Here is a 25,742-nt window from a genome sequence, read left to right as displayed (position 1 = left end):
TGACGTACGGGGCCCTCTCCGGCTCCCGCACCGGGTAAATTTGAAGGCATGAGCTCTGAGCCCGGCAGCATCCCGGCGGCAGCCCCTGCGCCGTCCCACAAGTCCCGCATCCACGCCTGCCTGCTGGGAGGGGCGCTGGGCGATTCGCTTGGCTACGCCGTGGAATTCGAGAAGATCGACGCGATCCGCGCCACGTACGGACCCGCCGGGCTGCGGGACTTCACCGCGCTCGACGGCGGCAGCCACTTCTCCGACGACACCCAGATGACGCTGTACACCGTGGACGGCCTGCTGGAGGCGCTCGAGTGGGCGAATTCGGGCGTGGCGGCGGACACGAATTCTTGCCTCTGGCTTGCCTACCTGCGCTGGCTGGCCAGCCAGGGCGTCAAGCTGCCGGAGTCCGCGCCGTTCCAGCCGCCGCGCTGGATCGACAGCCACGACGTGCTCCGGCACCGCCGCGCCCCGGGCAACGCCTGCCTCAGCGGCCTCGCCACCGGGGAAATGGGAACCGTGTACCGGCCGGTGAACCCGGAGTCCAAGGGCTGCGGCACGGTGATGCGGTCGGCCCCGTTCGGCTTGATCCCGTACGTCGCGGCGGACGCGGTGTACAAGATGAGCGCAGATGCGGCGTCCCTGACCCACGGGCACCCCTCGGCCCGGCAGAGCGCGGGCGTGTTCAGCCTGCTGATCCATGCGCTGGTCAGCGGCAAGGACCTGCATGAAGCCGCCGGCGCCGCGCTCTCGCAACTGCAGGAAGGCCGGCTGCCGAAGGGCGAAGATCCCGATCCGGCCTTGGTGGACCGTCTGGCAGCGGCACTGCGCCTGGCCGCAGCGGCAGCACCGGGGGCCGGCGGCGCGGCCGACGGCGCCGGCGGCCTGCTCGACGCCGAGGAACTGGTGCGGGAACTGGGCGAGGGGTGGGTGGCCGAGGAGGCTCTCGCCGTCGGGCTCTACGCCGTGCTGGCCACAGCCCCGGACCCGACGGCGGCCGGCGCCGCGGGCCCGGCGGAGCACTTCCGGGCCGCGATCGCGGTGGCGGTGAACCACAGCGGTGACAGTGACTCCACCGCTTCGATCGCTGGCAACATCCTCGGGGCGCACTACGGTGAGGACTGCCTGCCGGCGGACTGGCTGGCGGCGCTTGAGGCCCCGGAGGTGATCCGCGGCATGGCCGAGCGGCTGGCGGCAGTTACGGGCGCCTGAGCGAAATGTTGTTGCAGGCTTCGCAGACATCCTCGGGGATGAGGCCGCGGCGCTGCAGCAGCCCGAAGACCGCGCAGCCGAGGCAGAAGCCGGCGAAGGCCTCCAGCGAGGCGGCAAGGATGAGCACTGCGAGCAGGATCCAGGCGGCAGGCGCCAGACCCGCAGCGAAAAGCGCGGCGGCCGCCGTGGAGACGGCAGCGCCGATGCCCTGCGCGAAGCGCTTCGGCGGCCCGGGGACCAGCCGCTTCTTGCCCAGCAGCGGCGTCAGGACCTTGACCGAGAGCACGCCGAAGGGCGAAATCCGGGGCCCGAACAGCACCCGCAGCCAGAACCCGGCGGCGATGACCGCCAGCCCCCAGCCGAACCCGGTCAAAAGCGTCACGAGGGAGAGCAGGACCACCAGCGCCGCAGTGATCCGCGCCGAGTACTCATTCACCGGATTGGGGAAGGCGAACACCTTGGCCCAGTCGATTCCGCTCCGCGGGTCACCGGCGGGAGTCTGCGGTGGGCGTGCCGGTGCAGAGATCAGTTTGCTCATCGTTCAAGGCTAGGAGCGGCCCGGGCACGGGCGAAATGTTTGTTGCGCAGTATGACCTGCAGGCGGAGCAGCACGGGCGGGCCGCTGCCTTCGGACCGCTGAACGGCGCCCGGACGCAATCGAACCGCCGGCCTAACCGGCCTGGGCCACCGCTGCGGCGCCGACGTGGCCGCCGACCATCTGCAGGAACTCCCCCTCGGAGAGGACCTCGATCCGCTGGCCGCGTTCATGCAGTTCCAGGACCCGGCGCGCCTTGCCGGTCAGCCGGCCCGAACGCAGGTCGGCCGCGACAAACCCGTCCCCCACCACCAGGACCGTGGTGCGTGCAGTAACGCGGCTCTCGGGCCGGGCGCCCAGCTCGGCGGAGCGCAGTTTTGCCTCGGGCCGCGGAATCGCCAGCTCGCCGGTGAACACGACGGTCTGCCCGAACAGGGGGTGGTCCGGTTCGGCCCCGGCGTTGGGCACCGGGTTGGCGCCCTCTTCCGGCCAGCCGGGCCGGAACGGGCGGGCCGCGGGGGCCGTGCCCTGCCCGGTGCCCTGCCTGCCGGCCAGTGCCTCGAGGGCGGACCGGGTGGCCTTGGAGAGCGGATCCCGGCGCGGGTCGAAGGCCGGCTGGCTGGACACCGTCAGCCCGAGCGAGAGGTGGAGTTCCGCGATGCTGTTGGCGCCGTTGCGGGCGGCGATGTCGATCAGAATGCCGGCGCAGGCCCGGGCATCCTCGGCCGCGTCGTGGTGGTTCAGCAGCGGGACACCGGCCTCCTCGGCGGCGTACGGCAACGAGTTGGACACCAGCGAGTAGCAGCGCCGGGAAAGCATGACGGTGCAGACATAGTCGTAGGCCGGGCCGGGCAGACCGGAAACCTCCAGGCCGGAACGGATCACACCCAGGTCGAAGGCGGCGTTGTGGGCGGCCAGCACGTCGCCGCCGATGAACGCGCCGATCTCGGGGAACAGGTCCCCGAAGCGTGGCAGGCCGGCCACCTGCTCGGGCCGGATGCCGTGGATGCGCACGTTGTGGTGGTCAAAAGCGTCGTGGTTCGCCGGCGGCCGCATCAGCCAGGAGGCTTCCTCAACGACGACGCCGCCGCGCACCTTGCTCAGGCCGACGGCGCACGGCGAGCCGCGGAAGCCGTTCGCGGTCTCAAAGTCGATCGCCGTAAAGTCCAAACCCACGCTCCAAACTTTACCGCCGGATCGGGCAGAGCCCCGTCAAGTACCCTAGATAGGTGAACCCTTACACCCTGCACGACTTCGCCGTGACCACTTTCGGAGGCGCCGGACCGGTCCAGCCGCACCTGGCCTCGTTCCTGCCCGACTGGCTCAACCCCCAGGTCTTCCTGGCCGACCCGGCGCTCGCGCCGTGGGTCGTCTTGCTGGTGTGCGGCATCATCTTCGCCGAGACCGGACTGCTGATCGGCTTCTTCCTGCCGGGCGATTCGATGTTGTTCACGGCCGGGCTGCTCGTGGCGACGGACACGATCAAGTTCAACATCTGGGCGTTCGCGGCGCTGATCGTGGTTGCCGCGATCATCGGCAACCAGGCCGGCTACCTGATTGGTTCCAAGGCCGGCCCGGCCATCTTCAACAAGCCAGACTCGAAGCTGTTCAAGCGCGAGAACGTCGAAAGCGCGCATGCGTTCTTCGAGAAGCACGGCGGCAAGGCGCTGATCCTGGCCCGCTTCGTCCCCATCATCCGGACCTTCGTCCCGGTGATCGTCGGCGTGGCCCAGATGAGCAAGCGCAAGTTCTTCACCTACAACGTGATCGGCGCCGTGCTCTGGGGCGGCGGCGTCACCCTGCTGGGCTACCTGCTGGGCGACAAGGTGCCGTGGGTCCGCGACAACCTGGACATTATCTTCATCGCGATCGTGCTCCTCTCGGTCATCCCGATCGGCATTGAAGTGATCCGCGGCTTCGTCGCCAAGCGTCAGGCCGAGAAATACGGCACGGGCCTGGTCGAGGAATTCATCGAGGAGCACGAGCCCGAGGAAGAGCGCAAGACGCCGTAGCTCCGGTAGGGAGCAGGCATTGCGGACACGGCCCAAAAGGAGGGCGCCCCACACCGTGGGGCGCCCTCCTTTTACGTTGTCTCAGTCCGGCGCTACCTCCCGGCCAAGGCCTCCACGATCGCCGGCAGCAGCGCCCGGAAGGCATGCCCCCGGTGGCTGATGGCATTCTTTTCCTCCGGGCTGAGCTCGGCGCAGCTGCGGTCCAGTCCGCTCGGCTGAAGCACCGGATCGTAGCCAAAGCCGCCGGCCCCGCGCGGCTCCCGCAAAAGGGTGCCTTCCAGCTGGCCGTATTCCACCACCTCACGGGCTTCCCCGCCGGCCGACGCCGGGACCGCGAGGGCGGCGGCGCAGACAAACGCGGCGCCGCGGAAGTCATCCGGCACGTCGGAGAGCTGGTCCAGCAGCAGCTGGAGGTTCGCGGCGTCGTCGCCGTGCCTGCCGGCCCAGCGGGCAGAAAAGATGCCGGGCGCGCCGCCCAAGACGTCCACGGCCAAGCCGGAGTCGTCGGCGATTGCGACCAGCCCGGTGGCCGCCGCCACCGCCCGCGCCTTGAGCAGCGAGTTCTCGGCAAAGGTCACGCCCGTCTCGGCGACGTCGGGAGCGCCGACGGCGCCGGCATCCACCACCTGCGTGTCGACGTCGAGGCCGGGCAGCTGCCCGCGCAGCAGCTCGCGGAGTTCCCGGAGCTTGCCCTGGTTGTGGGTCGCGAGGACCAGGACCGGCCGGTCCGTGCCGCTGCCGGCGGGGAGGCCGCTCACGGGGCCTCAGCCAGGGTGTCGCGCTGGATCGCGGCAAGCTGCTCCGTGCCCAGCAGGGCCAGGTCCAGCAGCTTGTTGAGTTCGTCGCGGTCGAACGGCGCGCCCTCGGCCGTGCCCTGTACCTCCACGAACTTGCCCGAGCCCGTCACCACGACGTTCATGTCGGTCTCGGCCCGGACGTCCTCCACGTATGGCAGGTCCAGCATCGGCACGCCGTCGATGATGCCCACCGAAACCGCGGCGATGGTGTCTACCAGGGGCTGGGCGTTGCGGGCAATCAGCTTGTTCTCCCGCGCGTAGCGGATCGCTTCGGCCAGCGCGACGTAGGCGCCGGTGATCGCGGCCGTGCGGGTGCCGCCGTCGGCCTGCAGGACATCGCAGTCCAACACGATGGTGTTTTCGCCGAGGGCCTTAGTATCGATGATGGAGCGCAGCGAGCGTCCGATCAGCCGGGAAATCTCGTGCGTGCGGCCGCCGATCTTGCCCTTGACGGACTCGCGCGCGGAGCGGGTGTTAGTGGCCCGCGGCAGCATCGCGTACTCAGCGGTGACCCAACCGCGGCCCTCACCCTTGAGCCAGCGCGGCACGCCTTCGGTGAGCGAAGCCGTGCAGAGCACCCGGGTGTTGCCGAACTCGATCAGGGCCGAACCTTCGGCCTGCTTGGACCAGCCGCGGGTGATGCTGATCGGGCGGAGCTGGTCGGGGGTGCGGCCATCGGCGCGGATGACGGGGGCGGTAAGAGCTTCGGAAGTCATGCCTTCCAGCATATCGACCCGGCGCCGCGCGCCGCCCCCGACGCCGCCACCCTCCCGCAGATCACACCGCCCCCAACGCCACCCTCCCGCAGATCACGTGAGGGAGGATCGGTGGGTTTCCGGTCAAACGTGAGGGAGGATCGGTGGGTTTCCGGTCAAACGTGAGGGAGGATCGGTGGGTTTCCGGTCAAACGTGAGGGAGGATCCTGCGGGGTCGCCGGCTCAGACGGTGTAGTGCACTCCCGCGACCGCGACCGCCACGTGCTGGCCGAAGACCTCCTTGGCCTCCCCCATCACCTTCGTCGGCGACGTCCAGACCGGGATGTGGGTCAGCAGCAGCCGCCGCGCACCGGCGGCCACGGCCGCTTCGGCGGCACGTTTGCCGGTCAGGTGGACGTCCTTGATGCCGTCGTCGCGGCCCTCCTCGAACGCCGCCTCGCACAGGAACAGGTCCGCGTCCCGGGCGGCGTCCTCGAGGCCGCCGCAGGAGTCGGTGTCCCCCGAGTAACTGAGCACCCGGGTGACCGGGGTGCCGTCCTTGTCCGGTTCAGTGACCTCCACCCGCAGGGCATACGCCTCCTCGACGGGGTGGTTGACCGCGTACGGGGTGACGGTGAACGGGCCCATCGCCACGGGCTTGCGCTCGGACCAGTTGCTGAAGTCGAACTCCTCATGCATGCCCGGGTCCAGGTCCAGGCCGTACGCGGTGGCCATCCGGTCCGCGGTCGCCGCGGGCCCCCAGACCGGGATCCGGCCCCGTCCCCAGCCGCCCGGCTTCCAGCGCACCGCGACGTGGAGGCCGCACAGGTCCATGCAGTGGTCCGGGTGCAGGTGGGTCAGGAAGATACCGTCAATGTCCTCCAGGTCGGTGTACCGCTGGATGGCGCCGAGCGCGCCGCTGCCCAGGTCCAGCACGATCTTCCAGCTCCGCTCGCCGTCGTGCGCGGTCAGCAGGTAGCACGACGCCGGCGAGCCGGGCCCCGGAAAGGATCCGGTGCAGCCCACGATGGTCAGCTTCACCGGCCGGACCTCCCGAAGCCGGCCAGCGGGGAAGCCGGGGCGTCAACATCGGAGGAGACGAAGTTGGAGATCCGGGGCCGGCCGGCGGAGGCCTGCGCGGCGGCAATCATCTCCGGCGTGATCCGGGCCAGGCTGCCGGTGGGGTACTGCGCGGCGACGTGGTCCACGTGGCGGACGCTGAGCACCTCCGGGCCGAGGAAACGGCGGGCCAGGTGCTCGAACTGCGCGGCGTCGCCGGTGGCGATGAAGTGGTGTTCCGGGGCGGTGGTACCGGTGCGTTCGAGGCCGCGCGAGGCCAGGGCGCGGTAGACGTCCTTGGCAGTTTCCTCCGCGCTGGAGACCAGCGTGACGTCCTCGCCCATAACGTAGGAAATCACGCCGGTGAGCAGCGGGTAGTGGGTGCAGCCCAGCACCACGGTGTCCACGCCGGCGGCCTTGAGCGAGGCCAGGTATTCGCGGGCGACGGCGAGCAGCTCCGGGCCGGTGGTGATGCCGGCCTCCACGTAGGAGACGAAGGCCGGGCAGGCCGCCGAGGTGATCTCCAGGTCCGGGGCCGCCGCGAAGGTGTCCTCGTAGGCCCGGGAGCCGACGGTGGCCGAGGTGCCGATCACGCCGATCCGGCCGTTGCGGGTGGCCGCGACCGCGCGGCGGACGGCGGGCTGGATCACCTCGATCACGGGGATGCCGTACCGGGCCGTGTAGCGTTCCCGGGCGTCGCGGAGCACGGCCGCGGACGCCGAATTGCAGGCGATGGTGAGCAACTTGACGCCGGAGTCGACGAGTTCGTCCATCACGCCGAGCGCGTTGGCGCGGACCTCGGCGATTGGCAGCGGACCGTAGGGCCCGTGCGCGGTGTCGCCGACGTACAGGATGGATTCGTTGGGCAGCTGGTCAATAATGGACCGTGCCACCGTCAGGCCGCCGACGCCGGAATCGAAGACGCCGATCGGACGCTCCCCCGGCCGGGACTCCCCGGTGCTGCCCGCTGCGGTCTCCGCCGCAGCTTGCGCTGCCGGATCCGTGCTCGATGCTGAAGTCATGATTATTCGAGGATAGGGCTTCGCTACAGGTGCAGCCATCACATTGTGTCGAGCAACTCGTGTCTGATAAGTCACAGGCGGCCGGGACGGCCGCGACCTTGCAGGCGCTACGCCTCGAGCGAGGCCAGCATCGCCTGGACCAGGGATTCCTGCAGCCAGGTGGTGAAGTTGTAGACCAGGGCTAGGTAGCTTTCCACGTCCTCGGCCTGGGACCAGTCCTGCATCCGGTGGACGTGCTCGGCGTCGGCGTCGTCCCGGATGTCGAGCCGCTCGGCGAGCACCAGCCGTACGTCGTTGAGCGCGGTGGACCAGTGCCGGGCGTCCGCGGGCGTCAGCACCAGCTCGTCCTTGTCCAGGCCCAGGGCCGCGGCCTTCAACGCCCCGATCTTGCTCTCCCGCAGCGAGCGCTCGGTGTACCGGCGGAACTCGAGGGAGGCCTGGTCATCGTCCTTCATCACGTTGGGCAGCAGCCGGCGCAGGGCGCGGTCCGACGGCTCACGGGCTTCGGCGTCCAGCCCGACAAGCGCGGCCAGCGGGTCCTGGTTGGCACGTTCCTCCGGCGCCAGCATGGAAATGACGTCATCGAAGAGGCTGCGCAGCAGGTCCCGCTCGGCCGGCTCCAGATAGCCGGTGATGCCCTTGAGCCCGTATTTGAACGCCTTAGCCACGTTTTCCCTTGCCCTTGCCTGATCCGTTGCCGCCATGGCCGCCGCTGGCCTTCTCCACCGTGGCCCACAGGCCGTAGCCGTGCATCGCCACCGCGTGCTGCTCCACCTGCTCCTTGCTGCCGTGCGCCACGATCGAGCGGCCCTTCTTGTGGACCTCCAGCATGAGTTTGTTGGCCTTCGCCTCGGAGTAGCCGAAGTAGCTGCGGAACACGTAGCTCACATAGCTCATCAGGTTCACCGGATCATTCCAGATCACAAGGTTCCAAGGGATGTCCGGGGCGGTCAGGACGTCGGTCGACGACGCTGTTCCGGTCTGGGTGCTCTCCTGGGTGTCAGGGCCGAGCGCAACGCTGAGGGTCATCTGTCCATTCTATGGGGAGGGTGGGCCCACGCCGGCGAGGGCCCCGCGGCGAAGCGAAGCGAGACGCGGGGCCCGGTGGGTGGGCCCACACCGGCGAGGGCCCCGCGGCGAAGCGTAGCGAGACGTGGGAGCCGGTGGGGACTAGAGTGAATTTGTGAGTACCTCAGCTGGCTGGGACCATCCCCGCACGTCCCTGTACACCGACCACTACGAGCTGACCATGCTGCAGGCCGCGCTGCATTCCGGCGCCGCCCACCGCAAGTCGGTGTTCGAAGCCTTCGCGCGCCGGCTGCCGGACGGCCGGCGCTACGGCATCGTGGCGGGCACCGGCCGGCTGCTGGAGGGGATCGCCGACTTCCGCTTCGGCGACGCCGAGATCGATTTCCTGCGCCGGACCAAGGTGGTCAACGAGGAGACCTTGGAGTACCTGGCCAACTTCTCGTTCTCCGGCGACATCTGGGGTTACGCGGAGGGCGAGGCGTACTTCCCCAACTCCCCCATCCTGATCGTCGAATCCACCTTCGCCGAGGCCTGCATCCTCGAGACGTACATCCTTTCGATCCTCAACCACGACAGCGCCATCGCCTCCGCGGCCTCCCGCATGATCACCGCCGCCGGGTCCCGGCCCTGCGTCGAGATGGGTTCCCGCCGGACCCAGGAGGAATCCGCCGTCGCCGCCGCCCGCGCCGCCGTGATCGCCGGGTTCGACAGCACCTCCAACCTTGAGGCCGGCCGCCGCTACGGGATCAAGACGGTGGGCACGGCAGCCCACTCCTTCACCCTGCTGCACGACACCGAGCGCGAGGCCTTCGAGGCGCAGATCGCCTCGATGGGCGCCGGCACCGCCCTGCTGGTGGACACGTACGACGTCGAGGCGGCCGTCCGCACCGCCGTCGAACTGGCCGGCGACAAGCTGGGCGCGGTGCGGCTGGATTCCGGCGACCTCGTGGCGCAGGCGCAGTGGGTGCGCCAGTTGCTGGACCAGCTGGGCAATGAGAACACCCGGATCATCGTCACCTCGGACCTCGACGAATTCGCCATTGCCGCGCTGCAGTCCGCGCCGGTGGACTCCTACGGCGTCGGCACCTCGCTGGTGACCGGCTCCGGCGCGCCGACGGCGAGCATGGTCTACAAGCTGGTCAGCCGCACCGACGACGCCGGCGACTTCGTTCCGGTAGCCAAGGCGGCCAAGAACAAGACCAGCAAGGGCGGACGGAAGTACGCACTGCGCAAGCTCAACGAACGCGGCACCGCCAGCCAGGAGATCGTCGGGATCGGGCACCGCCCGGACGACGACGGCAACGACCGGCAGCTGCTGCAGCAGTTCATCAAGAACGGCGAGCTGCTGCCCGGCTGGACCGGGCCGGAGGGTGTGGTGCGGGCCCGGCAGCGGCACGCGGACAGCATGAAGGAGCTCCCGGCCGTGGTCAACCGGCTCCAGCGCGGCGAAGCGGCCATCCCCACCATCTACGAGGAGGACTGAATGTCCCGTGCCTTGATCATCGTTGACGTGCAGAACGATTTCTGTGAGGGCGGGGCGCTCCCGGTCGAGGGCGGGGCGGCCCTGGCCGCCGAGATCAGCGAATACGTTGACGCCCATCACGGGCAGTTCGACCACGTCGTGGCCACGCAGGACTGGCACATCGAGCCGGGCGCGCACTTCTCGGAGCAACCGGACTTCGTCGACAGCTGGCCGCCGCATTGCGTCGCCGGCACCCGCGGCGCGGAGCTGCACCCGGACCTGGACACCGAGTACATCCAGGCCTACTTCCGCAAGGGCCAGTTCACCGCGGCGTACTCGGGGTTTGAGGGGCTGCTCGCCCCGGACGACGCCGTCCCCACCGGCGACCGCAAGCCCGGGTCGCTTCCTGTCGCCGGAACCGGGGCCGGCGACGCCGCTGGGGCTTTCGCCGCGGACGAGGACGCCATCGGCCTGGACGACTGGCTGCAGAGCCACGACGTCGAAGAGGTCGTGGTGGTGGGCATCGCCACCGACCATTGCGTGAAGGCCACCGCGCTGGACGCCGTCCAGGCCGGCTACTCGGTCACCGTCCCGCGCGGTCTCACCGTGGGGATCGCGGAGGACCTCGAGGACGCGTTTGCGGAGATGGAGCTCGGCGGCGTCGACCTCGCCTGAGCCCGCCTCCCCCGAACCACAGTAGACTCGGAACCCTTGCCAGTAACGTCGGACCCGTAAATTCCCGGAGTACACCATGAAGAAGACCCTGACCGTCCTGATCGCTGCCGGGACCCTGCTCGGCGCAGCCGCCTGCTCGGCCCCGAAGATGACCAACGAGGAAACCTGCGCCCGCATCAAGACCATCACCGCGTCGCCGACGTCCGGCTCGGACAAGTTCGGCATGACCCGGCTGGCGAACCAGATCCGGCCCATCGAGGCGACCGCCTCCGAGGAGCTGCAGGCTCCGCTGCAGTCGATCCTGGACTACCTGGACGAGTCCGCGAAGAAGGATTCGGACGCCGCCAAGCTTGACGAGCTCAAGGCCAAGTACACCGCGGCCGGCCAGTCGCTCTCGCAGACCTGCGGCGCCGCCCAGTAGCGGGAACACCGCAGACAAAAAGGGACCGGGTGACCCCGGTCCCTTTTTTTGCGCCCCGCGGCCTGCCGGGGCTGCCGCCGGCGGCTACTTCCGGCCGATGAACCAGTCCTGGAGCTTGCGCAGCCGCGTCTGCAGCTGCTCCTCGTTGGCCTGCGCCACGGGAGGGCCGCCGCAGACCGTCCGCAGCTTGGTGTGGATGACGCCGTGCGGGGTCCCGGTCCGCGCGGACCAGGCCGCCACGTTCTTCGCCAGTTCGGTGCGCAGGTCCATCAGCATCCGGTGGTCCGGCACGGCGGGCGCGGCCTCCGCCGCGGCTGCTCCCTGCGGGGAACGCTTGTTCTTGCGGTTCAGCTGCTCGTGCTGGCGCTGGCGCAGCAGGGTGCCGACCTGTTCGGCGTCGAGCAGGCCGGGGATCCCGAGGAAGTCCAGCTCGTCCTCCGAGCCCACCTCGCCGCCGGTCCCGAACTCACCGCCGTCGAACAGCACCCGGTCGAAGGAGGCCTGCGAGTCGAGCGCCTCGAACTTGCCCTTCATCAGGGTGTCGGAGGCCTTCTCCTCGCGGTTCGCCTCGTCCATCAGCGAGTCCTCCGGGTTGAAGAGCCCGTCGGCGTCTTCCTTCTCCGGACGGTCCAGGGCGTGGTCGCGCTCGGCTTCCATGGAGTTCGCCAGTGCCATCAGCTGCGGCACGGAGGGCAGGAACACCGACGCCGTCTCGCCGCGCTTGCGGGCGCGCACGAAGCGGCCCACGGCCTGGGCGAAGAACAGCGGGGTGGAGGTGGAGGTCGCGTAGACGCCGACCGACAGCCGCGGGACGTCGACGCCTTCGGACACCATCCGGACCGCGACCATCCAGCGCTTCTCGCCGGCGGAGAACTCCTCGATCTTGGACGAGGCCTTCGCGTCGTCGGAGAGGATCACGGTGGGTGATTCGCCGGTGATCCTCTTCAACTGCCCGGCGTAGGCCCGGGCGTCGTCGTGGTCGGTGGCGATGACCAGGCCGCCGGCGTCGGGCACGGTGCGCCGCACCTCGCTCAGGCGCTTGTCCGCGCCGGCCAGCACAGCCGGAATCCACTCTCCGGCAGGGTTCAGCGCGGTCCGCCAGGCCTGGGAGGTGATGTCCTTGGTGACGGCGGCTTCGCCGAGGGACGCGGCCATCTCGTCCCCGGCGCTGGTCCGCCAGCGCATCTGGCCGGAGTAGGCCATAAACATCACCGGGCGGACCACGTGGTCGCGCAGGGCCTTGCCGTAGCCGTACGTGTAGTCGGCCTTGGAGCGGCGGATGCCGTCGCGGTCCTCGGCGTATTCGACGAACGGGATCGGCGAGGTGTCCGAGCGGAACGGCGTACCGGTCAGCGACAGGCGCCGGGCCGCGGGGTCGAAGGCCTCGCGCAGCCCGTCACCCCAGGAGAGCGCTTCGCCGCCGTGGTGGATCTCGTCCAGGATCACCAGCGTGCGCGCCGCCTCGGTCTTGGCCCGGTGCAGCATCGGTTTGCTGGCCACCTGGGCGTAGGTGACCGCGACGCCGATGAAGCCGCGGCCGTGCTGGCCGTCCGCGTTCTTGAAGTTCGGGTCGATGGCGATGCCGACCTTGGCTGCCGCGTCGGCCCACTGCCGTTTCAGGTGGTCCGTCGGGGCGACGATAGTCACCCGGTTCACGACGCCGGCCTCGATCAGCATCGAGGCCACGCGCAGCGCGAACGTGGTCTTGCCGGCGCCCGGCGTTGCGACCGCCAGGAAGTCCTTGGGGTGGGTGCTGAAGTAGCTGTCCAGGGCTTCCTGCTGCCAGGCACGCAGCTTCGGCGCGGTGCCCCAGGCGGCCCGCTCCGGGTACGCGGGCGGCAGCACGGGTCCGCCAAAGAGTGTCTCTGTCACTTAGCAGGCCTCCGATCCGCACACGGCAACCGGTTCCGGAGAAGCCCAAATAAGCACAAAAACACCAATCTTTTCGGATGAACCGGACAGCAGAATCGCGGCGGATACCGCAGTGCCGGAGGGCAGCGGCGGCACAGCGCCGCCAGCCGCCGCGGATCAGGCCGCGCGGCGCGGGTGGCCTGTTTGAACGGCCTTATTTACCGGAGTCTCCGCCGTCGCCGCCCGGGCGCAGGCCCTCGTAGACCTCTTTGCACTCCGGGCAGACCGGAAATTTCTTCGGGTCGCGGCCGGGCGTCCACACCTTGCCGCAGAGGGCAATGACGGGTTCACCTGACAGGGCGGACTCCATGATCTTTTCCTTGCGCACGTAGTGCGAGAAGCGCTCCCGGTCGCCCGGCTCCACTTCCTGGCGCAGTTCCTCGCGCTCAATCGTGGCCGTCGACGTCCCGGCTCCGGAGAGCTCACGCATCGGGTCGTTTTCCAAGGGATCCGTCATGCTGGTCATGACATCCATCTTAGCCGCTGGAACAGACACCACCGTCGTTACAAACCCTGCCAGCGCGGTTTGCCGTCGTAACTGTGCCGGTAGAAGTCGGCGAGCCGCAGCGAGGAGGCCGCCGCTTCGTCCAGCAGGACCGTGGCGTGCGGATGCAGCTGCAGGACCGAGGCCGGGCAGATGGCGGCGACCGGCCCCTCGGCGAGGTCGCGGACGGCCTGGGCCTTCTGCGCGCCGGTGGCGATGAGGATGACGTGCCGGGCCTCCAGGATGGTGCCAAGGCCCTGGGTGAGGACGTGGTGCGGCACCTCCGCCAGGCTGCCAAAGAAGCGGGCATTGTCCCGCCGCGTCTGCTCGATCAGGGTTTTGATCCGTGTCCGGGAGGCCAGCGAGGACCCCGGTTCGTTGAAGCCGATGTGGCCGTCCGTGCCCAGCCCGAGGAGCTGCAGGTCCACTCCCCCGGCGTCGCGGATGGCATCCTCGTAGGTCCGGCAGGCCGCGGGAATGTCGGCGGCCTGCCCGTCGGGTCCGCGGACGTTGTCCGGGCTGATGTTCACCCGGTCGGTAAATTCGCGCCGGATCACCTCGCGGTAGGCCTCGGGGTGCCCGGCAGGGAGCCCCACATACTCGTCCAGCGTGAAGGCGCGGACGCGGCTGAAGTCGAGGCCGCCGCGCTCATGCCGCTGCGCGAGTTCCTCGTACACCGGCAGCGGCGAGGATCCGGTGGCCAGGCCCAGGACCGCGTCGGGCTTGCGCCGCAGCAGGGCCTCGATCGCGTCGGCGGCGAGGGCGGCGATCGGCTTGCCGCCGGGAAGGATGACAACTTCCATGAACCGCAGGCTACCCCACTGGCGCCGTTCCGGCCCGGGCCGTCGGACCCGGTCAGCGGTTGACGGCCAGCCGCGCGAGCAGTTCCGGGGCGCGCGAGTCGAACCATCGGCCGCCCAGCCGAACCCCGGCAATGAACAGGACGGAGCCAAGGACCGGGCCCAGCACCAGGGCGATCCAGCCCGGCACCGTGCTGCCGCCGGCCAGCTGCAGCGCCACGAGGGCCACCTCCGGGCTCACCAGCAGCAGCAGGACCGCCATGCCGCCGAACTGGACGGCGAGGGTCTGCGCCACGTTGCCCGGCGGTTTCTTGAACGGGCTGTCACCCGGCAGCGGCACCGGCATGGTGTACCGCGCCGAGACGACCGAGGACAGGCCCAGGCCGGTCAGCAGGACGCCCACGGCCAGGCCGAGGATCCCGGGCAGGAGCGGCCAGTCGCCGGTGAGGAACATCGGCACGATGCTGAAGACCAGCACCACGGGGAGCGCGAAGACCAGGCACGCCAGGGCCCGCCCCAGCCTGTCCTGCCGGCCGCGCACGCCGGCGGAGACGTGCAGCGCGAAGGCGGTGCTGTCGTAAGAGACGTCGGAGGAGATGGACCAGGCCAGCAGGAAGGCGGTCAGTGGCCCGACGAACTGCAGGATTCCGTAGTACCCGGACTGGCTGGCCTGGAACCAGAGCAGCACCGGCAGCAGCGGCACCACCACGAGGGAGCCGGCGTAGCGCGGATCGCGCAGCCAGTAGCTCAGCGAACGGGCCACGATCGCCCCGGTGGGGGTTGCCGGAACCAGCGCGAACAAGCCCAGCCCGGAGGTCTTTTTCTTGGCGGTGCCGGCGTATGGCGGGGTGACGAGGGCGCGCTGCAACAGCAGCCTCCAGCACAGGGCCAGGCCGGCCAGGGTGGCGAGGGCGATGAGCAGCTTCAACGCGGCCGGTCCGTAGCTGCCCGCGGCGAGGTCGCCGCCGAGCGCCCAGGCCGCCCCGACGGGCGTCCACGCCACGAACCGCGCCAGCTCTGCGACGAACCCGGCGGACCCGGCGATCCCGCGGGCAACCCCGGCCACGATCGGTCCCATCAGGACCAGCGGGATCAGGAAGGCGACCGCGCTGACGTCCTTGAAGCGCCGGGAGTTGGCCAGTCCCACGGTGCCGGTGGTGACCACCCGGGAGAGCACAACGCAGGTGAGCACCCCGAGGACGGCGCCGGCCAGGGCACCGGACGCGGCCAGGAAGCCCCTGGACCAGGTGCCCACGGTGGCCAGGGCAACCAGCGACGTCGCCGCCCCCGGAATGCCGATCAGGCCGGCGAGGGCCAGGCCGGCCAGCAGCTGCGGCATCGGCACGGCGAAGGTCGTGAAGCGGGCCGGGTCCAACGTCATGTCCGCCGCGGAAGCCACCAGGGGGATAACGGCCCAGCCCAGGACCGCGGCGGCACCGCCCAGCACCACCACTGTCTGCGCCGTCCCGACGTCGGCCTGGCGCAGGAGCAGCAGCCCGGCGACGCCGAGCCCCACAATCCCCAGGGCGTACAGCGCCCCGATGCCCAGGCCCACCAGCTGCCACGGGCTGCGCCGGAGGCTGTTGCGCAGCAGGGTGAGCTTGAGCCTCAGAAGGTGCGCAACCATTCCAGCCCTTCCGTGTGGCTGCGGCCGCCCACCAGCTGGACAAAGCGGTCCTCCAGTGACTCGCCGGCGCGGACCGCGTCGACGCTGCCGGCGGCGAGCACCCGACCCCCGGCCACGACTGCGACGTGGTCGCACATCCGCTGCACGAGGTCCATCACGTGGCTGGAGACGATGACCGTGCCACCGGAGGCGACGTAGCGGTCCAGGATGTCGCGGATGTTGGCGGCGGAGACCGGGTCCACCGATTCGAACGGTTCGTCCAGCACCAGCAGCCGGGGCGCGTGGATCAGTGCGGAGGCGAGGGCGATCTTTTTGGTCATACCCGCGGAATAGTCCACCACCAGCGTGCCGGCGTCCTGGCTGAGGTCCAGGGCCGCGAGCAGTTCCGCCACGCGCGCCGCCACCACCTCCCGGTCCATGCCGCGCAGCAGGCCCGCGTAGCTCACCAGCTGCTCGCCGGTCAGCCGGTCAAAGAGCCGGACGCCGTCCGGCAGCACGCCCATCAGCTTCTTGGCCTCCAGCGGGTGCTGCCAGACATCCACACCGTGGACCAGGGCGGTGCCGAAGTCCGGCCGCAGCAGCCCGGTGGCCATGGACAAGGTGGTGGTTTTGCCCGCGCCGTTGGGGCCGACGATCCCGTAGAAGGAGCCGGCCGGAACGTCCAGGCTGATGCCGTCGACGGCGATCTTTGTGCCGAAGCGCTTGGCCAGCCCGCGCAGCGCCAGCGCGGGGACGGGCGGTTGCGGGTGCGGTTGTTCGAAAGTCATGTCGTTAGACTAACTGCCACCGGCCGGTGTGCGGGCCTAGAACGTATGCCGCGGAATGGCGCGCTCATACTGCGGCGGCCAGGCCAGCTCGTGGCCCAGCTCGAACGCCGCGCGCAGCCACCAGTGCGGGTCCCGGAGCGCGGCCCGGGCGATGAAGACACCGTCCGCCTGCCCGGTGGCGACCGCGTGCTCGGCCTGGCCCGCCGAGGTCAGCAAACCGACGGTGCCGGTCCGGACGCCGGCTTCGCGCCGGATCCGGGCGCTGAACCCGGTCTGGTAGCCGGGGCCGACGGGGATGGACTGGTGCGCGACGGCCCCGCCGCTGGAGACGTCCACGAGGTCCACCCCGTGTTCGCCCGCGGCGCGGGCCAGCCGCACCGAGGCCTCGGCGTCGATGCCGCCTTCGGCCCAGTCGGACGCGGAGATCCGCAGCAACAGCGGCATGGACTCGGGGATGACATCCCGCACGGCGTCGATGACGGCCAGCATCAGGCGGTTGCGGCCCTGTTCGTTCCCGCCCCAGCTGTCCGTGCGGTCGTTGATTAGCGGGCTCTGGAACTGGTGCAGCAGGTAGCCGTGGGCGCCGTGGATCTCGATCGTGTCGAAGCCGGCGTCGACCGCGCGGACGGCGGCGGCGGCGAAGTCGGCGATCATGCCGTCGATTTCTTCCACGGTCATCGCCGACGGCGGCGCGTAGCCGTCAAAGGCGCCGGTGCCCGGTCCCACCGTGGTCCAGCCGCCGTCGGAGACGGGGACGGTGCCGGTCTTGCCGGAGAACGGCCAGTAGGAGGACGCCTTGCGCCCGGCATGCGCCAACTGGGTGCCGATCTTGGCGCCGGCGGAGCCGTGCCGGTGCACAAAGTCGACGATCCGCTGCCATGCCTCGGCCTGGGCATCGTTGTAGAGGCCCGCGTCCCGCGGGCTGATCCGTCCGGCGGCGTTGACGGCGGCCGCCTCGGTCAGGATCAGGGCGGCTCCCCCGGTGGCAAAGGAGCCCAGGTGCATCAGGTGCCAGTCGGTGGGCACGCCCTCGCCGGTCTCCGGTTCGCAGCTGTACTGGCACATCGGCGAAACCCAGCCGCGGTGCTCGAGCCGCAGCGAGCGCAGCTCCAGCGGTGTGAACAGTGCCGACCCCATTAGAACAGCACCCGGGCGAGGTTCTGCCGGGCCTTGGCGACCCGCTCGTCGGACGTGCCCACGACGTCGAACAGCTCCAGCAGGCGCACCCGGGCGGTTTCGCGTTCCGGGCCGAAGTTCCGGCCGATGAATGCCACGATCCGGCCGAGGCCGTCCTCGACGTGGCCGCCGGCGATGTCCAGGTCGGCGACGGCGAGCTGGGCCTCAAGGCTGTCCGGTTCCTCGGCGGCCCGGCCGCGGAGGGCCTCCGTTTCCGCGGCGGACAAGGCCTGCAGGCGGCCCATGAGCTCCACCTGCGCCAGTCCGGCCTTGGCCTCGGCATCGGCCGGCATCTCGGTCAACGCCTGCCGGTAGGCCGCGGCCGCGCCGGCGTAGTCGCCGGCTTCAATGGCGTCAAAGGCTTTCTGGTGCAGCGGCGGCAGCGGCGGAGCCTCGGGCTCGGCCGCGCCGGGGCCGCCGGCACCGATCCGGCCGGTCACGCCGTTTGCTGCCGCCACCTTGAGGAGTTCGTCGAAGAGGCTGCGCACCTGCTGCTCATCGGCGCCGCCCTGGAACAGCGGCACGGGCTGGCCCTTGACGACGGCGACGGCGGTCGGAACGGCCTGCACCTGGAAGGCCTGGGCGAGCTGGGGGAACGCTTCGATGTCGGCGGCGCCAAGGACCAGTTGGCCGCCGTAGCTCTCCACGATCTGCTCCAGCGCGTCCACCAGCTGGGCGGAGCCGGGCGAATAGCCGGCCCACAAAGCAATCACCACGGGGACCTGGGCGGAGAGATCCACCAGCTCCTGGAAGTTGGCCTCGGTGACGTCCACGCGCAGCGGCGCGGCGGAGCCGCCGTCGGGTGCAGCGGCACCCGGCGCGCCAGCTCCGGGGGCCGGCGGCCGGCCCGCGCCCGCGGGCGGCGCAGGGCGCTGCTTCAGCGAGGAGAGGTCGACGGCGCCCCGCAGGTTAAGCGGGTTGGCGGCAGCTGGAGGGACCGGACGGGAAGCTGGCGAAGTCATGGCTCCACTCTATCCACTACGCCCCGCACAGCAACGACCGGGCCGCAATGGCGGCCCGGTCGTCGTAGGTGCGCTGCGGTTTACTGCTCTGCGCGTTACTGTCCTAGGGTTTACTGCCTTGGGCGGGCTACTTGAATTTCGCCCCGACCAGGCCGCGCGTTGCGGCCACCAGTTTCATCGGGTCCTTGGATCCGGTCGGCGGCACGTAGACGGCCACGGACTCGGCGAAGTTCAGGACCATGCCGGTGCTCGTTTCCTTGCCGCCGGCCAGGGCCGCCGCGTCGTTGCCGATCGTCAGCTTGTCGCCGGAGTTCTTCGGCGTGCCGTCCAGGGCAAAATCCAGCCGGCCCAGGACCAGCGCGCCGCCGTCGGCCGTGCGGAACACCACGGTGTCCGCCGGGACCACCTTGTGGGTGAAGGCGAACTTGCCGTTGGCGCCGGACTTCACCACGTCCTTCTGGTAGGCCAGGGTGTCCGCGATGTAGGGCGAGGACTTCCCTTCGATGAGCTTGTCCTTGAAGGTGGAGTCGGCCTTGGTCAGCCGGTCGGCCAATCCGGAGAGTGCTTCCTGGCCGCTGTACAGCAGGCCGGACTTATCCGCGGCGGCCAGGGTTTCGGTGCCCCCGCGGTTGATCCCCGGGAAGGTGGTGCCCGGCTGCAGCGGGGTGGCCCCGACCAGCTTGTAGTTCTCCCGCGGCGAAGCCTGCACCAGGGTCAGCAGTTGCGGAACTACGTTGCCGTCACCCTGGGTCACGGCCATCACTGACCGCGGCCATGCACGCTTGTTGCTGACCACGGTGGTCAGGAGCTTGGTGGCGCGGACCGGCATGCGGGGCTCGTAGCTGCCCACCTTGGAACGGATCTTGTAGTTCTGCTTGCGTACCTCAAGCTCGCTCGCGCCCACGCGGGGCGCCAGCTTGGCGGCGTCCTTGGCCGCGTCGCCGGCGTCGACGGCGCTGGAAACCTGTTCCAGGACGCGGCGGAACTGAGCGTCCAGCAGGACCGGGGCGGCGGCGTCCTCGGCGGCCGAAGAGGCCGAGCCGCTCGGCGACGGCGCGGGGCTTTGGCTGGCTTGCGCCGCAACGCCGGTGCCCGCTACCGCGACGGCGGTGAGCAGCGCCACCGCGCCGGAGCGGCGGCGGACGGCGAACGTGGCCGGCTTGTTCTTTACAGCGCTGCCTGCTGCGTTGCCGCTACGGGCCGGGTTGCCGTCAGCGGCGCCGCCGGCAGGGGCTGCGTTGCCGGCTGCGGACTTGGCCTTGGCTTTCGCCTGGGCCTTCGCCTGGGCGCGGCGGGCAAAGAGGCTGCCCTTCGCAGGGCCGCCGGGGCCGCCGGTGGAACCGTCGGAGCCGTTCCGGTCCTTGGTACCGCGCGCCGGCTTGAGCAGCAGCAGTGCGGCTCCCGCCAGGATCAGCAGTCCGCCCAGCACCATCAGGGGAATAGCCCACGGGGTGGAGGTGTCGTTGGGGAAGGTCATCGAAATCGAGGACGGGGCGGCCTTCTTGCCGTCGGAGGCGAGCAGGAGGGCCCAGTCGCCGTCGGCCGGCGCGGTCCACGAGTAGTCGAGGGTGCCGCTGGCGTTCTCCGTGGTCACCCACAGATCCGACCCGGCCGGTGACGGCGCGGTGGCTTCGCCGTCGGCGTGGTCAAGCTGCAGCGACTTGCCGTCCTCCGAGACGCCGGAGACGGTGTTGTGGGCGGTCTTGCCCACCCACGCGTCGACGTCGTCGGGCCGGCCTGCGGCGAGGATGAAGTTGCCCTCCCCCTTGACCTGGATTTTTACCGTGCCGCCGTGCAGGGTGCGCAGTTTTTCGTCAATGACGGTCAACGGGGCAGCGGTCCCGCCGGCGGGCGCGGTGGCGGTGACGGTCTCGGCCGGAGCCCAGACGGTCTTCTGGCCGATGCCTGCCAGCAGTGTCAGGAGGCCGAGCAGCACTAGTGCAACTGCAGTCTTGAAACGCAAAATAATACCTATCATCAGCGGACACGTAGCTTTAACAGTAACCGTTTTGTTACCTGAGAGTCAGATCGGGGACGTTGTCAAGCCCCTCCCCGCCCCCGGCCACCACCGCTGACCCGCCAGTTGACAAGGCGGCTGATAGTGTTTGCGGTGATCATCACACCCGGCACGCAGCCGCGGTTTCGCAGGGATTTAACAGAGAAAAAGGGCATTCGACGCAGTGACTGAACCCACGGATTCGTCCCCCGCAGGACAAATCGCCAGCCAGGAATCCGGCAGCCAGCCACACGGTCCGCAGGAGCCTGCCACCCAGCTCTCCACCCCGCGCGCGGCCGCTGCCGGTTTCCTGATGTCCATGGCACGCCGGCTGCGCCAGCCGTTGCCCGGCGCGCAGCCGCGGCTGCGTTTCGAGATGCCGCCCGAGCTGCCGCCCGGGCAGGACGAAGAGGTCGAAGCCGGTCCGGACACGGAGAGCACCGCACGGTTCGGCAACCCCGGTCCCCGGATGTCGTCCCAGCACCCGCTCTACGTCGGTTTTATGGGCACGGTCGGCGTCGGCGCGGCCCTGCTGGTGTACTGGATCGGCTCCAACACCACCCAGCTGCTGCTCTGGATTGTCACCGCGTTGTTCATTGCCCTGGGCCTGGACCCGGTGGTGCGCTGGCTCGAAAGCAAGAAGGTGCCGCGGCCGGCCGGAATCCTGGTCTCCGTAGCGGTCCTGGCGCTGGCCGTCACCGGGTTCTTCGCCACCCTGATCCCCACGATCGTCCAGCAGGTGACCCAGGTCGTGCAGGAGGCGCCGCACTGGATCCAGGACTTTATCGACTCCGATTTCTTCCGCACGGTGGACAGCCAGTTCGGCGTCCGCGACCGGATCAGCCAGGAACTGGAGAAGTTCGTCAACAATCCGGAGGCCATGAGCGGCATCTTCGGCGGCGTCGTCGGCTTCGGCACGACCGTGGCGAACGGCCTGTTCGGCGCCCTGATCGTGCTGGTCCTGAGCCTCTACTTCCTCTCCGCCATGCCGGCCATGAAGAAGTGGGGCTACCGGCTGGCGCCGCGCTCGCGCCGCGCCCGGGTCGAGGCCTTGTCCGAGGAGATCACCGGCTCGGTGGGCAACTACGTCATCGGCCAGGTCTGCGTCGCACTGCTGAACGCCACCTTCGCCTTCATCGTGATGTCGGTCGTGCGTGTCCCGTTTGCCCTGCTGCTCGGCTTTGTCGTGGCCCTGCTCGCCTTCATCCCCCTGGTCGGCGGCATGATTGCCGGGGTTCTGGTCACCCTGATCGCGCTCACCGCGGGCTGGCAGACGGCCGTGGTCTTCGCGATCTGCTACTTCGCCTACCTCCAGTTCGAGGCCTACTTCATCTCCCCGCGGATCATGCAGAAGGCCGTCGCGGTCCCGGGCGCGGTCGCCGTCATCTCGGTCATCGCCGGCGGCAGCGTGCTCGGGGTGCTCGGGGCCCTGATCGCCATCCCCACGGCCGCGGCGGTCATGCTGCTGGTCAAGGAAATCTTCATCGTGCGCCAGGACAAGCACTAGCGTTTTCGCTACGCCAACGGACAGCCGCTACGTGGGCCCGCGTAGCGGCTGTCCGTTTCCGTAGCGGTTTCCCGCAGGCAGCGCGTTCAGGCGTGGGCGGTGGCGACCGGGCCGTCCCATTCCTCGGGCAGCGCAGCGGCGGCCCCGCCCGACAGCACCTCGGCCACGATCTCGTTGAGCACCCGGCCGGCGTACTTCTCCCCCACCCACAGGTGCTTGGCACCGTCGACGCCCACGACGTCGGCGTGCGGCACCAGGCTGAAGCGTTCCGCGGCGGCAACGGGCTGGAGGTAGTCGTCGTGCTCCGGGACCAGGACCTTGAGCGGCTTGCCGGACGCGGCCCATTCCTTGAGGTGGACTTCCGTGGCGCGGTGCAGCGGGGGCGAGAGCAGGATGGCGCCTTCGATTTCGGTGGTCACCGGCTCGGTGGCGCCGTACATCAGCGCGAGTTCGGTGCCAAAGGACCAGCCGACCAGCCAGCGGTTGGGCAGTCCGCGCTCGACGGCGAAGCGCACCGCCGCCTCGACGTCGAGCCGTTCGCCGATGCCTTCCTCGAAGGAGCCCTGGCTGGTACCGCGCGGCGAGGACGTCCCCCGGGTGTTGAAGCGCAGTACCGCAATGCCGGCAAGGGCGGGAAGGCGGTAGGAGGCCTTGCGGTAGACATGGGAGTCCATGAATCCGCCGTGGGTGGGCAGCGGGTGCAGCGTGATCAGGGTCGCCTTGATGTCGCCGGATTCCGGAACCGCCAGTTCGCCGACCAGCCGGTGTCCGTCCGCGGTGCGGAGTTCCACGTTTTCGCGGCGGGCCGGCAGCACGGTGGAGGCACGGATGGCGGTGGGCGCGGAAGGCTGGCTGAACACGAAGGACGCCGGGTCGAAAGTCATGCCCTCCAGCTTAGCGAAACCGGGCAGGGTTGGCCGTTTGCGGTCCGTACCGAAGGCCGTCAGCGGTACCGGTAGCTGCGCGAGGTCCAGCAGTTGGAGTGCCAGTGCCGGCGCTCGGCCAGGCCTGCGGCCGCGCCAAAGATGTGATCCTCGGACCAGACCACCAGGTGCGCGGTCCCCGGTGGCACACTGGTGTGGCATCCCGGGCAGATATATGTCTTCCCGGCCCGGCTGGCGGAGATCGAGCGGACTACCCATTCGCCGTCGGGCGCGCTCTCGCGCCGCGCAATCCCGGTCCGGGCGCGTTCCAGGTCCAGTTCCGGTGCGGGGCCGGCGGCGTGCTTGCCGGCGGCCCGCCCTGCCCCTTTCCCTCCGCCCTTCCCTGCGGGAGCGTGGCCGGACACGGCGCGGCGGGGACGGTTGGAACGCGGCATGCCTCCATTCTGCCCCAGCCCGGCTGCTCCCGCGCCCCGCGGGCCACCGGCCGGCCGCCACGGCTCCCGGAAGCGCCGCACCAGGCGGTAGTGTTGACCGGGTGCGTTTAGTCATAGCCCGTTGCTCCGTAGATTATGTCGGCCGGCTCAAAGCCCATCTTCCGCTCGCCACCCGGCTCCTGCTGGTCAAAGCCGACGGTTCGGTCCTGGTCCACTCGGACGGCGGATCCTACAAGCCGCTGAACTGGATGAGTCCGCCGGCGAGGCTCCGGGTCTCCACGCCGGACGAGGTGGACGTCGAAGTCGGCGTGATCGAGCAGTGGACGGTGCAGTCCACCAAAACCGACGACCGGCTCATCATCAACATCCACGAACAGCTGCACGACACCTCGCACGAGCTCGGCGTGGATCCCGGGCTGATCAAGGACGGGGTCGAGGCGGACCTGCAGCGGCTGCTCGCGGAGCAGATCGAGACCCTCGGTGCCGGCTTCTCGCTGATCCGCCGTGAGTACTTCACCGCCATCGGCCCGGTCGACATCCTCGCCCGCGACGCCAGCGGCGCCACCGTGGCGATCGAACTCAAACGCCGCGGCGACATCGACGGCGTCGAGCAGCTCACCCGCTACCTTGAGTTGTTGAACCGCGATCCCCTGCTGGCGCCGGTGCGCGGCATCTTCGCCGCGCAGCAGATCAAGCCGCAGGCCAAGGTGCTGGCGAACGACCGCGGCATCGACTGCGTCACCCTGGACTACGACGCCATGCGCGGCGTTGACGACAGCGAGTCCCGGCTCTTCTGAGACCCTGCCGGGGCCGCGCCCTAGACTCTGAGAATGAACTTCGAGCCGGCCGGCCGGCACCTCCTGTACGGCACGGTGGTCAGCGACGGGGCCGCGCAGCATGACGCCGTCGTGGCAGTGGAAGCCGGCCGGATCGCCTACGCTGGTCCAGCTGCCGGCTTCACACCCGGGCCCGCAGGGTTCGGCGGGGTTCCGGCGCTAGAGCTGCCGCCGGGGGCCCTGATCCTTCCCGGCCTGGTGGACCTGCACTGCCACGGCGCCTACGGCGGCGACTTCCCCGGCGGGGAGGAGGCCCCGGCGCGGCGTGCCATCGACTTCCTGCACCGTGCCGGAACCACCACCCTGCTGGCCAGCCTGGTCACCGCCTCCCGGGAGTCGCTGCTGCGCGGGATCGCCCTGCACGCCCGGCTGAGCGGTGAAGGCCTGCTCGCCGGTATCCATTTGGAAGGACCCTTCCTCGCCGCGGCCCGCTGCGGGGCGCAGGACCCGGACTTCCTCCGGGATCCCGATCCGGAACTCCTCGCCGAGCTGGTGGCCGCCGCACGCGGCACCCTCGCCACGATGAGCTTCGCCCCCGAGCTGCCCGGCGCCGAAGCCCTGGCCCGGCAGCTGGCCCGCCACGGTGTGGTGCCCTCGCTGGGGCACACGGACTGCGACGATGCCACGGCCGAGGCCGCCCTGGGCTCCGCCGGGGAGGCTTTACGGGCCGGGGCGCGCCAGGCCGGGGTGCCCACGCGCGGCACGCGGCCCACGGTGACCCACCTCTTCAACGGCATGCCTCCCCTGCACCACCGGGCGCCGGGACCCGTCACCGCCTGCCTGCGCAGCGCGGCCGCCGGGGCCGCGGTACTGGAACTGATCGCCGATGGCACCCACCTGGACCCGGCCGTCGTAGCCACGGTGTTCCAGCTCGCGGGCGCGGCCAACATCGCGCTGGTAACCGATTCCATGGCAGCCGCCGGTCTGCCCGACGGCGCGTACGCCTTGGGCAGCTCCGCGGTCACCGTCACTGCCGGGGTCGCCCGGCTCGACGACGGCGGTGCCCTTGCCGGCGGGACCGCCACGATGCTGGACGTGGTGCGCCACTCCGTGGCGGCCGGTGTTCCGCTGACCGACGCCGTCCTTTCGGCCACCGTGGTTCCCGCCGCCGTCCTGGGGCTCGGCGCCGAACTCGGCTCGCTGCGCCGCGGATTCCGCGCGGACGCCGTCGTCGTCAATTCCGGGCTGGACCTTTTCCGGGTAATGCGCTCGGGGGAATGGCTGGATGCGCTTTCCTAATGCGTCTTTCGGCCGGCGCCTATGGGGCCGCGGCCGGCCTCGCCGGCGGCTTTCCAGGGCCGCGAAGTCGTTCATGAACTCTTTACATAAAATTTATGCCATTTATGCGCCGGGCCCGTTGACCTGACGCAGGCGGCGTGAAATTCTTGTACCAGTCTTTGTGTAGGTGTTTTTCATGCTCGCAAGACATGTTGCGAGCGTGAAGCTCC

General features: G+C 70.0%; 26 protein-coding genes. 8 read left to right on the top strand and 18 right to left on the bottom strand.

What is annotated here, in order from left to right; genetic code table 11:
- Window positions 1–48 precede the first annotated feature (48 nt).
- The gene (locus tag ABIN76_RS08080; protein ID WP_346959197.1) at window positions 49–1,203 is read left to right on the top strand and encodes an ADP-ribosylglycohydrolase family protein; all 1,155 of its coding nucleotides are present in this window, start codon (window positions 49–51) and stop codon (window positions 1,201–1,203) included.
- Here the strand turns inward: ABIN76_RS08080 and ABIN76_RS08075 are convergent.
- Both ABIN76_RS08075 and ABIN76_RS08070 read right to left on the bottom strand, forming a co-directional pair.
- Entirely contained in the window at window positions 1,190–1,741 is a 552-nt protein-coding gene (locus tag ABIN76_RS08075) for a DUF4395 domain-containing protein (RefSeq protein ID WP_346959196.1), read from the bottom strand. The two genes, ABIN76_RS08080 and ABIN76_RS08075, sit on opposite strands and share 14 nt — an antisense overlap.
- 132 nt (window positions 1,742–1,873) lie before the next feature.
- Window positions 1,874–2,914 carry an exonuclease domain-containing protein gene (locus ABIN76_RS08070; RefSeq protein WP_346959195.1) on the bottom strand — a complete coding sequence of 347 codons (1,041 nt, stop codon included), beginning with the start codon at window positions 2,912–2,914 and terminating at the stop codon, window positions 1,874–1,876.
- A 68-nt stretch (window positions 2,915–2,982) separates the two neighbouring features.
- On the opposite strand from ABIN76_RS08070, the gene ABIN76_RS08065 reads away from it, so the two are divergent.
- On the top strand, window positions 2,983–3,750 hold the full coding sequence (locus ABIN76_RS08065; RefSeq protein WP_346959315.1) for a VTT domain-containing protein: 768 nt from the start codon (window positions 2,983–2,985) through the stop codon (window positions 3,748–3,750).
- Window positions 3,751–3,842: 92 nt separating this feature from the next.
- Here ABIN76_RS08065 and rdgB read toward each other — a convergent pair whose 3' ends face one another.
- The 6 genes from rdgB to clpS all read right to left on the bottom strand — a co-directional run bounded on the left by rdgB (window position 3,843) and on the right by clpS (window position 8,352).
- Window positions 3,843–4,508 (bottom strand): RdgB/HAM1 family non-canonical purine NTP pyrophosphatase, encoded by a 666-nt coding sequence (gene rdgB / locus ABIN76_RS08060; protein WP_346959194.1) that lies wholly within the window; start codon window positions 4,506–4,508, stop codon window positions 3,843–3,845.
- Window positions 4,505–5,263, bottom strand: a complete 759-nt coding sequence (gene rph / locus ABIN76_RS08055; RefSeq protein ID WP_346959193.1) for a ribonuclease PH — start codon at window positions 5,261–5,263, stop codon at window positions 4,505–4,507. Before rph ends, rdgB begins: the two co-directional genes overlap by 4 nt.
- A 222-nt stretch (window positions 5,264–5,485) precedes the next feature.
- A complete protein-coding gene (locus ABIN76_RS08050; RefSeq protein WP_346959192.1) occupies window positions 5,486–6,283 on the bottom strand; it encodes an MBL fold metallo-hydrolase in 798 nt (265 codons plus the stop codon).
- On the bottom strand, window positions 6,280–7,362 hold the full coding sequence (gene murI / locus ABIN76_RS08045; protein ID WP_346959191.1) for a glutamate racemase: 1,083 nt from the start codon (window positions 7,360–7,362) through the stop codon (window positions 6,280–6,282). Before murI ends, ABIN76_RS08050 begins: the two co-directional genes overlap by 4 nt.
- Before the next feature lie 68 nt (window positions 7,363–7,430).
- Window positions 7,431–7,991: a DUF2017 domain-containing protein gene (locus ABIN76_RS08040; protein ID WP_346959190.1), complete on the bottom strand. Its 561-nt coding sequence runs from the start codon at window positions 7,989–7,991 to the stop codon at window positions 7,431–7,433.
- The gene (gene clpS, locus ABIN76_RS08035) at window positions 7,984–8,352 is read right to left on the bottom strand and encodes an ATP-dependent Clp protease adapter ClpS (RefSeq protein WP_346959189.1); all 369 of its coding nucleotides are present in this window, start codon (window positions 8,350–8,352) and stop codon (window positions 7,984–7,986) included. Before clpS ends, ABIN76_RS08040 begins: the two co-directional genes overlap by 8 nt.
- 154 nt (window positions 8,353–8,506) lie before the next feature.
- On the opposite strand from clpS, the gene ABIN76_RS08030 reads away from it, so the two are divergent.
- From ABIN76_RS08030 to ABIN76_RS08020, 3 genes are all read left to right on the top strand, one after another.
- Window positions 8,507–9,835 (top strand): nicotinate phosphoribosyltransferase, encoded by a 1,329-nt coding sequence (locus ABIN76_RS08030; RefSeq protein ID WP_346959188.1) that lies wholly within the window; start codon window positions 8,507–8,509, stop codon window positions 9,833–9,835.
- A complete protein-coding gene (locus tag ABIN76_RS08025; RefSeq protein ID WP_346959187.1) occupies window positions 9,836–10,489 on the top strand; it encodes an isochorismatase family protein in 654 nt (217 codons plus the stop codon).
- 76 nt (window positions 10,490–10,565) lie between these two features.
- Complete coding sequence (locus ABIN76_RS08020; protein WP_346959186.1) at window positions 10,566–10,910, top strand: hypothetical protein; 345 nt, start codon at window positions 10,566–10,568, stop codon at window positions 10,908–10,910.
- An 84-nt stretch (window positions 10,911–10,994) separates the two neighbouring features.
- Here ABIN76_RS08020 and ABIN76_RS08015 read toward each other — a convergent pair whose 3' ends face one another.
- The 8 genes from ABIN76_RS08015 to ABIN76_RS07980 all read right to left on the bottom strand — a co-directional run bounded on the left by ABIN76_RS08015 (window position 10,995) and on the right by ABIN76_RS07980 (window position 20,615).
- The gene (locus ABIN76_RS08015; protein ID WP_346959185.1) at window positions 10,995–12,782 is read right to left on the bottom strand and encodes a DEAD/DEAH box helicase; all 1,788 of its coding nucleotides are present in this window, start codon (window positions 12,780–12,782) and stop codon (window positions 10,995–10,997) included.
- A gap of 193 nt (window positions 12,783–12,975) precedes the next feature.
- Entirely contained in the window at window positions 12,976–13,296 is a 321-nt protein-coding gene (locus ABIN76_RS08010) for a DUF3039 domain-containing protein (protein WP_346959184.1), read from the bottom strand.
- A 29-nt stretch (window positions 13,297–13,325) separates the two neighbouring features.
- Window positions 13,326–14,108, bottom strand: coding sequence for a glucosamine-6-phosphate deaminase (gene nagB / locus ABIN76_RS08005; protein ID WP_346959183.1), 783 nt, complete (start codon window positions 14,106–14,108; stop codon window positions 13,326–13,328).
- A gap of 52 nt (window positions 14,109–14,160) precedes the next feature.
- Complete coding sequence (locus tag ABIN76_RS08000; RefSeq protein WP_346959182.1) at window positions 14,161–15,732, bottom strand: transporter; 1,572 nt, start codon at window positions 15,730–15,732, stop codon at window positions 14,161–14,163.
- The gene (locus tag ABIN76_RS07995) at window positions 15,714–16,499 is read right to left on the bottom strand and encodes an ABC transporter ATP-binding protein (RefSeq protein ID WP_346959181.1); all 786 of its coding nucleotides are present in this window, start codon (window positions 16,497–16,499) and stop codon (window positions 15,714–15,716) included. The genes ABIN76_RS08000 and ABIN76_RS07995 overlap by 19 nt, the downstream gene beginning before the upstream one ends.
- A 36-nt stretch (window positions 16,500–16,535) precedes the next feature.
- Window positions 16,536–17,636, bottom strand: a complete 1,101-nt coding sequence (locus tag ABIN76_RS07990) for an NADH:flavin oxidoreductase/NADH oxidase (RefSeq protein ID WP_346959180.1) — start codon at window positions 17,634–17,636, stop codon at window positions 16,536–16,538.
- Entirely contained in the window at window positions 17,636–18,637 is a 1,002-nt protein-coding gene (locus ABIN76_RS07985; RefSeq protein WP_346959179.1) for a tetratricopeptide repeat protein, read from the bottom strand. The genes ABIN76_RS07990 and ABIN76_RS07985 overlap by 1 nt, the downstream gene beginning before the upstream one ends.
- A 127-nt stretch (window positions 18,638–18,764) precedes the next feature.
- Window positions 18,765–20,615: a hypothetical protein gene (locus ABIN76_RS07980; RefSeq protein ID WP_346959178.1), complete on the bottom strand. Its 1,851-nt coding sequence runs from the start codon at window positions 20,613–20,615 to the stop codon at window positions 18,765–18,767.
- Window positions 20,616–20,946: 331 nt separating this feature from the next.
- Here ABIN76_RS07980 and ABIN76_RS07975 point away from each other — a divergent pair, with 331 nt between their 5' ends.
- Window positions 20,947–22,140, top strand: coding sequence for an AI-2E family transporter (locus ABIN76_RS07975; RefSeq protein ID WP_346959314.1), 1,194 nt, complete (start codon window positions 20,947–20,949; stop codon window positions 22,138–22,140).
- Between the two features lie 86 nt (window positions 22,141–22,226).
- On the opposite strand, the gene ABIN76_RS07970 is transcribed toward ABIN76_RS07975, so the two are convergent.
- Together ABIN76_RS07970 and ABIN76_RS07965 are read right to left on the bottom strand one after the other, a co-directional pair.
- On the bottom strand, window positions 22,227–23,024 hold the full coding sequence (locus ABIN76_RS07970) for an alpha/beta hydrolase (RefSeq protein ID WP_346959177.1): 798 nt from the start codon (window positions 23,022–23,024) through the stop codon (window positions 22,227–22,229).
- Between the two features lie 59 nt (window positions 23,025–23,083).
- Window positions 23,084–23,458: an ATP/GTP-binding protein gene (locus ABIN76_RS07965; RefSeq protein WP_346959176.1), complete on the bottom strand. Its 375-nt coding sequence runs from the start codon at window positions 23,456–23,458 to the stop codon at window positions 23,084–23,086.
- Window positions 23,459–23,559: 101 nt separating this feature from the next.
- Between ABIN76_RS07965 and nucS the strand changes: the two genes are divergently transcribed.
- Window positions 23,560–24,255 (top strand): endonuclease NucS, encoded by a 696-nt coding sequence (gene nucS, locus ABIN76_RS07960; protein WP_346959175.1) that lies wholly within the window; start codon window positions 23,560–23,562, stop codon window positions 24,253–24,255.
- Between the two features lie 33 nt (window positions 24,256–24,288).
- Complete coding sequence (locus ABIN76_RS07955; RefSeq protein WP_346959174.1) at window positions 24,289–25,533, top strand: amidohydrolase family protein; 1,245 nt, start codon at window positions 24,289–24,291, stop codon at window positions 25,531–25,533.
- Window positions 25,534–25,742 lie beyond the last annotated feature (209 nt).

It is taken from the genome of uncultured Arthrobacter sp. (genome assembly GCF_964021775.1).
Classification (GTDB): domain Bacteria; phylum Actinomycetota; class Actinomycetes; order Actinomycetales; family Micrococcaceae; genus Arthrobacter.
This window is presented reverse-complemented; position numbering and strand designations above follow the sequence as displayed.

What these genes read in the sequence shown, in the direction of transcription:
- ABIN76_RS08080 (WP_346959197.1), top strand. Translation starts at nt 49, where the DNA reads ATGAGCTCTGAGCCCGGCAGCATCCCGGCGGCAGCCCCTGCGCCGTCC.
- ABIN76_RS08075 (WP_346959196.1), bottom strand. Translation starts at nt 1,741, where the DNA reads ATGAGCAAACTGATCTCTGCACCGGCACGCCCACCGCAGACTCCCGCC.
- rph (WP_346959193.1), bottom strand. Translation starts at nt 5,263, where the DNA reads ATGACTTCCGAAGCTCTTACCGCCCCCGTCATCCGCGCCGATGGCCGC.
- murI (WP_346959191.1), bottom strand. Translation starts at nt 7,362, where the DNA reads ATGGCTGCACCTGTAGCGAAGCCCTATCCTCGAATAATCATGACTTCA.
- clpS (WP_346959189.1), bottom strand. Translation starts at nt 8,352, where the DNA reads ATGACCCTCAGCGTTGCGCTCGGCCCTGACACCCAGGAGAGCACCCAG.
- ABIN76_RS08025 (WP_346959187.1), top strand. Translation starts at nt 9,836, where the DNA reads ATGTCCCGTGCCTTGATCATCGTTGACGTGCAGAACGATTTCTGTGAG.
- ABIN76_RS08020 (WP_346959186.1), top strand. Translation starts at nt 10,566, where the DNA reads ATGAAGAAGACCCTGACCGTCCTGATCGCTGCCGGGACCCTGCTCGGC.
- ABIN76_RS08010 (WP_346959184.1), bottom strand. Translation starts at nt 13,296, where the DNA reads ATGGATGTCATGACCAGCATGACGGATCCCTTGGAAAACGACCCGATG.
- nagB (WP_346959183.1), bottom strand. Translation starts at nt 14,108, where the DNA reads ATGGAAGTTGTCATCCTTCCCGGCGGCAAGCCGATCGCCGCCCTCGCC.
- ABIN76_RS08000 (WP_346959182.1), bottom strand. Translation starts at nt 15,732, where the DNA reads ATGGTTGCGCACCTTCTGAGGCTCAAGCTCACCCTGCTGCGCAACAGC.
- ABIN76_RS07995 (WP_346959181.1), bottom strand. Translation starts at nt 16,499, where the DNA reads ATGACTTTCGAACAACCGCACCCGCAACCGCCCGTCCCCGCGCTGGCG.
- ABIN76_RS07990 (WP_346959180.1), bottom strand. Translation starts at nt 17,636, where the DNA reads ATGGGGTCGGCACTGTTCACACCGCTGGAGCTGCGCTCGCTGCGGCTC.
- ABIN76_RS07985 (WP_346959179.1), bottom strand. Translation starts at nt 18,637, where the DNA reads ATGACTTCGCCAGCTTCCCGTCCGGTCCCTCCAGCTGCCGCCAACCCG.
- ABIN76_RS07980 (WP_346959178.1), bottom strand. Translation starts at nt 20,615, where the DNA reads ATGATAGGTATTATTTTGCGTTTCAAGACTGCAGTTGCACTAGTGCTG.
- ABIN76_RS07975 (WP_346959314.1), top strand. Translation starts at nt 20,947, where the DNA reads ATGTCCATGGCACGCCGGCTGCGCCAGCCGTTGCCCGGCGCGCAGCCG.
- ABIN76_RS07970 (WP_346959177.1), bottom strand. Translation starts at nt 23,024, where the DNA reads ATGACTTTCGACCCGGCGTCCTTCGTGTTCAGCCAGCCTTCCGCGCCC.
- ABIN76_RS07965 (WP_346959176.1), bottom strand. Translation starts at nt 23,458, where the DNA reads ATGCCGCGTTCCAACCGTCCCCGCCGCGCCGTGTCCGGCCACGCTCCC.
- ABIN76_RS07955 (WP_346959174.1), top strand. Translation starts at nt 24,289, where the DNA reads ATGAACTTCGAGCCGGCCGGCCGGCACCTCCTGTACGGCACGGTGGTC.